Origin of the sequence: Streptomyces sp. adm13(2018), from assembly GCF_008042145.1 — a bacterium.
Taxonomy (GTDB): Bacteria; Actinomycetota; Actinomycetes; order Streptomycetales; family Streptomycetaceae; genus Streptomyces.
In genome coordinates this window covers 101,225-108,852 of record NZ_RDBH01000125.1, presented here as the reverse complement: position 1 = coordinate 108,852, position 7,628 = coordinate 101,225, and the positions used below count along the sequence as shown (strand labels likewise).

At 71.9% G+C, this 7,628-nt stretch carries 8 protein-coding genes; 7 read left to right on the top strand and 1 reads right to left on the bottom strand.

Annotation, left to right across the window (positions count from 1 at the left end):
• Nucleotides 1-200 precede the first annotated feature (200 nt).
• The gene (locus EAO70_RS16270) at nucleotides 201-905 is read right to left on the bottom strand and encodes an SLATT domain-containing protein (RefSeq protein ID WP_261992900.1); all 705 of its coding nucleotides are present in this window, start codon (nucleotides 903-905) and stop codon (nucleotides 201-203) included.
• 267 nt (nucleotides 906-1,172) lie between these two features.
• On the opposite strand from EAO70_RS16270, the gene EAO70_RS16265 reads away from it, so the two are divergent.
• The 7 genes from EAO70_RS16265 to EAO70_RS16235 all read left to right on the top strand — a co-directional run.
• Nucleotides 1,173-1,508: a YbaB/EbfC family nucleoid-associated protein gene (locus EAO70_RS16265; RefSeq protein ID WP_148003706.1), complete on the top strand. Its 336-nt coding sequence runs from the start codon at nucleotides 1,173-1,175 to the stop codon at nucleotides 1,506-1,508.
• 104 nt (nucleotides 1,509-1,612) lie between these two features.
• Nucleotides 1,613-2,212: a recombination mediator RecR gene (gene recR / locus EAO70_RS16260; protein ID WP_041662562.1), complete on the top strand. Its 600-nt coding sequence runs from the start codon at nucleotides 1,613-1,615 to the stop codon at nucleotides 2,210-2,212.
• A gap of 35 nt (nucleotides 2,213-2,247) precedes the next feature.
• Nucleotides 2,248-2,910: a DUF5063 domain-containing protein gene (locus EAO70_RS16255; RefSeq protein ID WP_148003686.1), complete on the top strand. Its 663-nt coding sequence runs from the start codon at nucleotides 2,248-2,250 to the stop codon at nucleotides 2,908-2,910.
• A 231-nt stretch (nucleotides 2,911-3,141) separates the two neighbouring features.
• Nucleotides 3,142-4,413 carry an aspartate kinase gene (locus EAO70_RS16250; protein ID WP_148003685.1) on the top strand — a complete coding sequence of 424 codons (1,272 nt, stop codon included), beginning with the start codon at nucleotides 3,142-3,144 and terminating at the stop codon, nucleotides 4,411-4,413.
• Nucleotides 4,410-5,468: an aspartate-semialdehyde dehydrogenase gene (locus EAO70_RS16245; RefSeq protein WP_148003684.1), complete on the top strand. Its 1,059-nt coding sequence runs from the start codon at nucleotides 4,410-4,412 to the stop codon at nucleotides 5,466-5,468. Before EAO70_RS16250 ends, EAO70_RS16245 begins: the two co-directional genes overlap by 4 nt.
• A gap of 263 nt (nucleotides 5,469-5,731) precedes the next feature.
• Entirely contained in the window at nucleotides 5,732-6,532 is an 801-nt protein-coding gene (locus EAO70_RS16240; RefSeq protein ID WP_148003683.1) for a SigE family RNA polymerase sigma factor, read from the top strand.
• Nucleotides 6,529-7,628 (top strand): hypothetical protein (locus EAO70_RS16235; protein WP_261992894.1); only part of this gene is annotated, 1,100 nt, incomplete at its 3' end. The genes EAO70_RS16240 and EAO70_RS16235, both read left to right, overlap by 4 nt.

Below are 7,628 nucleotides of genomic sequence, written 5' to 3'. Positions count from 1 at the left end.
GCGGCCCACCACCCTGGAGGAACCGGCCGCGGCGGTCGCGCCGGACGGCGGCCCCTTCGCCCGGGAGCGCCACGTGTGGCTGGGGCTGCACGCGGCCGCGACCCGGAGCCTGGCCCAGGGCTCGATGATCATCCTGAGCTGAGGCCCACCGCGGCCCGTTCCGCGCCCGCCGGGCACCCCCGGGGCCCCGGAGGCTCTCGTCAGCGGGCCTCCGGGGGCCGCTGGCGCGGCATGTTCGGCCGGGTGCCCGGCGGCAGCGGGAAACGACCCGACGGGTGGTGGCTCTCCGCCCGCGCGGGCAGCACGCCCACCGACTGGAGCGCCAGCGGCGCCGGACCCGAGCGGAACTCGACCATCCAGTCCGCGGTCTCCGCCCGTACGAGCTCCGTCACGTCCTCCGAGAAGCGGCGCAGCACGCCCAGGCAGCGCTCGGCGGCCTCGCTCGCGGTGCCCTCCGTGGGGCCCAGCACCTCCCGGACGCTCTCCGAGGCCCAGTCGAACTGAAGGGCCTGGAGACGGCGCTGCACGGCCTGTGCCGTCGCCACGTCCCTCATCCAGCCCGCCGTCAGACCGAAGTACCGGTCGCAGGCCAGACAGGCCGCCCCGAGCAGCAGCGAGAGATAGCCCCAGCCGGCCGCCCCCTCCGCGACGCCGGTCAGGTCGAGCAGCGGGAGCGCGGCACCCGCGATCACCCCGAGGGCCGTGCCGATCCGCAGCAGCCGGGCGTTGCGGCGCTTCCAGACCCGGTCGGAGAGGTACCACTCGGCGGTGCGCAGGGCGTAGGCCTCCACCCAGCGGTACAGCTCGTCGAGCCGCTCGGCGGGCTCCCCCCAGTCGCCCAGGGGGAACGCCGTACCGGTCAGATCACGGTGGACGTCTCCCCCGGGGGGTCCCGGTGGCTGCATCTCCGGCTGCTGGCTCACCGGGGGACTCCTCTGTTCAGCTCAGTACTCGTGTCCTTCTGTGACGTGCGGTGCACGTGGTGCCTGCCCTTCCTACCGCCGAATGGTGGGCGGCGGGCCCCGAATCCCAGGATCTCCGCCCGCAAGAGCGTGTTGATCAGGTAGAGGAGCCCGCGGTTTCTCACCCGAAAGAGTGGTGGAGCAGGGCGGGCGGGGACCACGTAGGCTCGGCGTACCGACATACGGACGTACCGAACCTCAGGAGTGACCGTGATTCCCGGTGGTGGTCAGCCCAACATGCAGCAGCTTCTCCAGCAGGCCCAGAAGATGCAGCAGGATCTCGCCCGCGCCCAGGAGGAGCTGGCGGCGACCGAGGTCGACGGACAGGCGGGCGGCGGCCTGGTCAAGGCGACCGTGACCGGCTCCGGCGAGCTGCGCGGCCTGGTCATCGACCCCAAGGCGGTCGACCCGGAGGACACCGAGACGCTCGCCGACCTGATCGTCGCCGCCGTCCAGGCCGCCAACGACAACGCGCAGCAGCTCCAGCAGGCCAAGCTCGGCCCGCTGGCCCAGGGCATGGGCGGCATGCCCGGCCTCGGCTTCTGACCCCGGCGGACCGGGGGCTTTCGAGCCCCCTTCCCCCGTGGACTTCTTAGCCCCGCTTTAAGCCACTACCGTAAGAATCAAGCACTCCCCTGGAAGGGCGTTCCGTGTACGAAGGCGTGGTTCAGGACCTCATCGACGAACTGGGCAGGCTGCCCGGCGTCGGTCCCAAGAGCGCGCAGCGGATCGCCTTCCACATCCTCCAGGCCGAGCCGACCGACGTACGGCGTCTCGCGCACGCGCTCCTGGAGGTCAAGGAGAAGGTCAGGTTCTGCGCGGTCTGCGGCAACGTGGCACAGCAGGAACAGTGCAACATCTGCCGCGACCCCCGCCGCGACCTCACCGTCATCTGTGTGGTCGAGGAACCCAAGGACGTCGTCGCGATCGAGCGGACCCGCGAGTTCCGGGGGCGGTACCACGTCCTCGGCGGCGCGATCAGCCCGATCGAGGGCGTCGGCCCGGACGACCTCCGCATCCGCGAGCTGCTCGCCCGGCTCGCCGACGGCACGGTCACCGAGCTGATCCTCGCGACCGACCCGAACCTGGAGGGCGAGGCCACCGCCACCTACCTGGCGCGGATGATCAAGCCGATGGGCCTCAAGGTGACCCGGCTCGCGAGCGGACTCCCGGTCGGCGGCGACCTCGAGTACGCCGACGAGGTCACCCTCGGCCGTGCCTTCGAGGGCCGGAGGCTGCTAGATGTATGACGACCGGGCCGGTGCGCTCTCAGGGAGGCTCCTCGATGTCTGACCCCACGCTGCACGCGATCACGCAGAACCCCGACGACTTCGCGGTCCAGATCGCCGACTCCATCGAGAGCTTCATCGTCGCGACCACCGAGGTCGCCAAGGGCGACGAGCCGGACAGCGCCGTGCCCTTCATGCTCCTGGAGATCTCGCAGCTGCTCCTCGCGGGCGGCCGGCTCGGCGCGCACGAGGACATCGTCCCGGACGAGCGCTACGAGACGGACACGGGCCCCGAGCCCGACATGGACGACCTGCGCGAGCGCTTCGCCGTGCTCCTCGAACCGGTCGACGTGTTCTCCGAGGTCTTCGACCCGTACGAGCCCCGCAAGGCCCCGGTCCCGGCCCGCATCTCCGACAACCTCGCCGACATCGTCGCCGACCTCCGCCACGGCCTGGCCCACTACCGCGCCGGCCGCACCAGCGAGGCCCTCTGGTGGTGGCAGTTCTCGTACTTCTCCAACTGGGGCCCCACCGCCTCGGCCACCCTCCGCGCCCTCCAGTCCCTCGTCGCCCACGTCCGCCTCGACCAGCCGCTCGCGGCACTCGACGGCCTCGACACCGACGAGGACCTCACCGAGGACGACCTCGCCGAGGAGGCGGGCCGTGTGATGGTCGAGGAGATCGGCGCACCGCTCGGCCTGCGCGCGCTGAGGAAGTAGCGGCGCGGCTCCCCGGCCGTCGTGTGAGCCCGCGCACATCTCGGGCTCCCGCCGCGTACCCCCGGCTCACCCGGGCAGGCAGACCCACCGGGCGGTCCGGACCGTCCAGGCCGTGATCACTGACTGAGCGGGACATCTCAGGATGCGATATGCGGTCGGCGATTCCGGACCGCTCGTTAAACTGAGCCGACCGCAGTAATGACTGCGGCAGATACTGATCGAGGAGCGCACGTGGGCCTTGTCGTGCAGAAGTACGGAGGCTCCTCCGTTGCCGATGCCGAAGGCATCAAGCGGGTCGCCAAGCGGATCGTGGACGCCAAGAAGAACGGCCACCAGGTGGTCGTCGTGGTTTCCGCGATGGGCGACACGACGGACGAGTTGATCGATCTCGCCGAGCAGGTATCCCCGATCCCTGCCGGGCGTGAGTTCGACATGCTGCTGACCGCCGGAGAGCGGATCTCCATGGCCCTGCTGGCCATGGCGATCAAAAACCTGGGCCACGAGGCCCAGTCGTTCACGGGCAGCCAGGCCGGTGTCATCACCGACTCGGTCCACAACAAAGCGCGCATCATCGATGTCACGCCGGGCCGTATCCGCACCGCCCTCGACGAGGGCAACATCGCCATCGTCGCCGGCTTCCAGGGCGTGTCCCAGGACAAGAAGGACATCACCACCCTCGGCCGCGGCGGGTCCGACACCACCGCCGTCGCGCTGGCCGCCGCCCTCGATGCCGAGGTCTGCGAGATCTACACCGACGTCGACGGCGTGTTCACCGCCGACCCGCGCGTGGTCAAGAAGGCGAAGAAGATCGACTGGATCTCCTTCGAGGACATGCTGGAGCTCGCCGCCTCCGGCTCCAAGGTGCTGCTGCACCGCTGCGTCGAGTACGCACGCCGTTACAACATCCCGATCCACGTCCGCTCGTCCTTCTCGGGACTCCAGGGCACCTGGGTCAGCAACGAACCGCAAGGGGACCGCAAGGTGGAGCAGGCCATCATCTCGGGCGTCGCCCACGACACCTCCGAGGCGAAGATCACCGTCGTCGGCGTGCCGGACAAGCCGGGCGAGGCCGCGGCCATCTTCCGGGCCGTCGCCGACGCCGAGATCAACATCGACATGATCGTGCAGAACGTGTCCGCCGCCTCGACGGGCCTCACGGACATCTCCTTCACCCTCCCCAAGGCCGAGGGCCGCAAGGCCATCGACGCCCTGGAGAAGGCGAAGACCGCGATCGGCTTCGACTCCCTGCGCTACGACGACCAGATCGGCAAGATCTCCCTGGTCGGCGCCGGGATGAAGACCAACCCGGGCGTCACCGCGGACTTCTTCCGCGCCCTCTCCGACGCCGGCGTGAACATCGAGCTCATCTCGACCTCCGAGATCCGCATCTCGGTCGTCACCCGCGTCGACGACGTCAACGAGGCCGTGCGCGCCGTCCACAGCGCCTTCGGCCTGGACAGCGACTCCGACGAGGCCGTCGTCTACGGGGGCACCGGACGATGACCCCGAAGCCGACACTCGCGGTCGTCGGTGCGACCGGAGCCGTCGGCTCGGTGATGCTCCAGATGCTCACGCAGCACGCGGACGTCTGGGGCGACATCCGCCTCCTCGCCTCCCCGCGCTCGGCCGGCCGCAAGGCCGCCGTGCGCGGGGAGCAGTGCGAGATCCTCCCGCTCGACGAGGAGGCCCTCGAAGGCGTCGACCTGGCGCTCTTCCTGGTGCCCGAGACGGTGGCCGCCCGCTGGGCGCCCATCGCCGCCACCAAGGGCGCCGTCGTCGTCGACACCTCCGCCGCCTTCCGCGCGGACCCCGACGTCCCCCTCGTGGTCCCCGAGACCAACGCCCACTCCGCCCGCCTGCGGCCCCGCGGCATCGTCGCCAGCCCCGGCAGCACCACCCTCGCGCTGGTCGTCGCCGTCGGCGCCCTGCACGCCGAGTTCGGGCTCACCGAACTCGTCGTCACCGCCCAGCAGGCCGCGAGCGGCGCCGGCGCCGGACAGGCCGGCGTCAAGACGCTCCGCGACCAGCTCCGCCTCCTGGCCGGCCGCGACGACCTCGGCACCCACCCCGGAGACGTACGACGGGCCGTCGGCGAGGACACCGGACCCTTCCCCGGCCCCCTCGCCCTCAACGTCCTGCCCTGGTCCGGCACGGCCCGCGCCGACGGAGCCTCCTCGGAGGAGGAGCAGGTACGGGACGAGACCCGGCGGATCCTCGGGCTCCCCGCCCTCAGGGTCGCCGCCACCTGCGTCCGCGTCCCCGTCGTCACCGGCCACTCCGCCACCGTGCACGCCCGCTTCGAGCGCCCCGTACCGCTCGGCCGCGCCCACGAGATCCTCGCGACCGCACCCGGGGTCGTGCTGTACGACGATCCCGCCGAGGGCGACTTCCCCACCCCCGCCGACGTCGTCGGCACCGATCCCACCTGGGTCGGACGGGTACGCCGCTCCATGGACGACGAGCGGGCCCTCGACTTCTTCGTCTGCGCCGACAACCTCCGCAAGGGAGCGGCCCTCAACGCCCTCCAGATCGCTGAATCGGTTGTCACGTATTTGTAGGATCTGTGAACGACCTGTGAGCAATTAGGCGTCAGATACCTATTGAACTGCGATGATTCCGGGGGTGACGATGCTCTTCCCCCCTCCTGCAACCAGCAGTTGGGTGGAGGGCGTCTCTGCGTGCACTCACCCTGTGCGGCGTGGAGCACGCTGCGAAAGCGGGGCATCGGGGGAGAACGGTTACGCATGAGGACGAACGACTCACCGTCAAAAACGGTGGCGTACGCGTACAACCCTGCCAGGGGGAAGCGTGTCCAACCTGCGTGGCAGACGTACTCGACATCGCGACCATCGCTCCGCTGCGCGGCGCGGGCACAGCAGTGCTCCCCGCGCGGAGCGTCGCCGTCGTCCCCGCCCGCGGCACGACAGCCGTCCCGGCCCGCGGCACGCCGGTCGCACCGGCGCGCGGCACCGCGATCGTTCCCGCGCGCGGTCCGGCAGCGGTTCCGCGGCGCCGGTCGCGCCCGCTCGGTGGCATGCCGGTGATCGCCCCCGTGCCCACCGGATCCCGTACGAGCGCCGTGGACGGCATCCCCTCGCCCCGCACGAGTGCCGAAGGCACCACCGCGGCCGGGACGACCGTCGACCACCTCACCGAGACCTACCGCGCCCACTACCGGTCGCTCCTCGGCCTCGCCGCCCTCCTCCTCGACGACACGGCCTCCTGCGAGGACGTCGTCCAGGAGGCGTTCATCCGCGTCCACTCGGCCCGCAAGCGGGTGCGCGAGCCCGAGAAGACCCTCGCCTACCTGCGGCAGACCGTCGTCAACCTCTCCCGCTCCGCACTGCGCCGCCGCATCCTCGGACTCAAGCTGCTGTCCAAGCCGATGCCGGACATGGCCAGCGCGGAGGAGGGCGCGTACGACCAGCTGGAGCGCGAGGACCTCATCAAGGCGATGCGCGGACTCCAGCGGCGCCAGCGCGAGGTACTGGCCCTGCGGTACTTCTCCGACATGACGGAGGCCCAGGTCGCCGAGGCCCTCGGGATATCCCTGGGCTCCGTGAAGGCGTACGGCTCGCGGGGCATCGCGTCGCTGCGCGTCGCGATGGGAGCGACGTCGTGAGCGAGGCACCCCGCGAGGACACCGCCGGCGAAGCCGACGGCGACGACACCGCCAGGGCCGCGGACACCGCCGGTGCCGCGGACACCGCCGGTGCCGCGGACACCGCCAGAGCCGAGGACACTGCCGGGGCCGCGGACACCGCCAGAGCTGAGGACACCGCCGGGGCCGCGGGCACCGCCGGGGCCGGGCGCGGCGGTGAGGCCCGGCAGGCGTCTTCCGGCGCCGCCGACGGCCCGGGCGCCGTCAAGGGCGCCGACGTCGAGAGCGACGTCCCCGATGAACGTGACGAACCGAGTGGACAGCGCATGGTGAAGATCGAGCCCGGCCCGAGCGAGGGCGACGGGGACGACGAACTCGCGCTGCGGCGGCTGTTCCAGAGCGCCGTCTCCGGACTGGAGCCCTCCCAGGGCTCGCTGGAGCACCTGCGCCGCGCCGTGCCCGCGCGCCGCGCCCGCAAGCGGCAGGCCGTCGTCGGCGCCGCGGCCGCCGCGGTCCTCATCGGGACCGCCGTACCCGCCTTCGTGCACGTCGCCTCCTCCGGCGGCGTCTCCGCCGCCGGGAACCCCGTGAACGCCGGGCACGGCGAGGAGGCCCAGGGCGGCACCGGCGCCGAGACCGGCATCGAGGGCGGCCAGAGCGCCCAGCCCCCCGCGAGCACCGGATCGCCCAGCCAGGGCACCGCCGAAGGCTCCGCGGGCAAGCCGGACCGACCCGGCCCCGGCGCCTCCTCCGGCGACCGACGCGAGGCGGAGGCGCTCCCCGGAGCCTTCCCCGCCTGCACGGCCGCCCAGCTCGGCGTCAGCTCGGCGGGCGCCGGCGGACCCGACGGCGAGGGCAAGGTGTACGGCACCTTCCGCATCTCCAACGTCTCCGACCGGGCCTGCGTCGTGGAAGGCGCCGGAGTCGTCGGCTTCGAGGCCCGCGGCGCCGCCGACCCCGCGCGGATCTCGGTGGTCCGGCACACCCCGGGAGACGGCGGCAGCGGACTGCCCGACCCCTCCCAGGAGTACTCCGCGATGGCCCTGAAGCCGAACGGCTCCTACGAGGTCAAGTTCGTCTGGGTGCCGAGCGAGACCTGTCCGACCACCCCCACCAC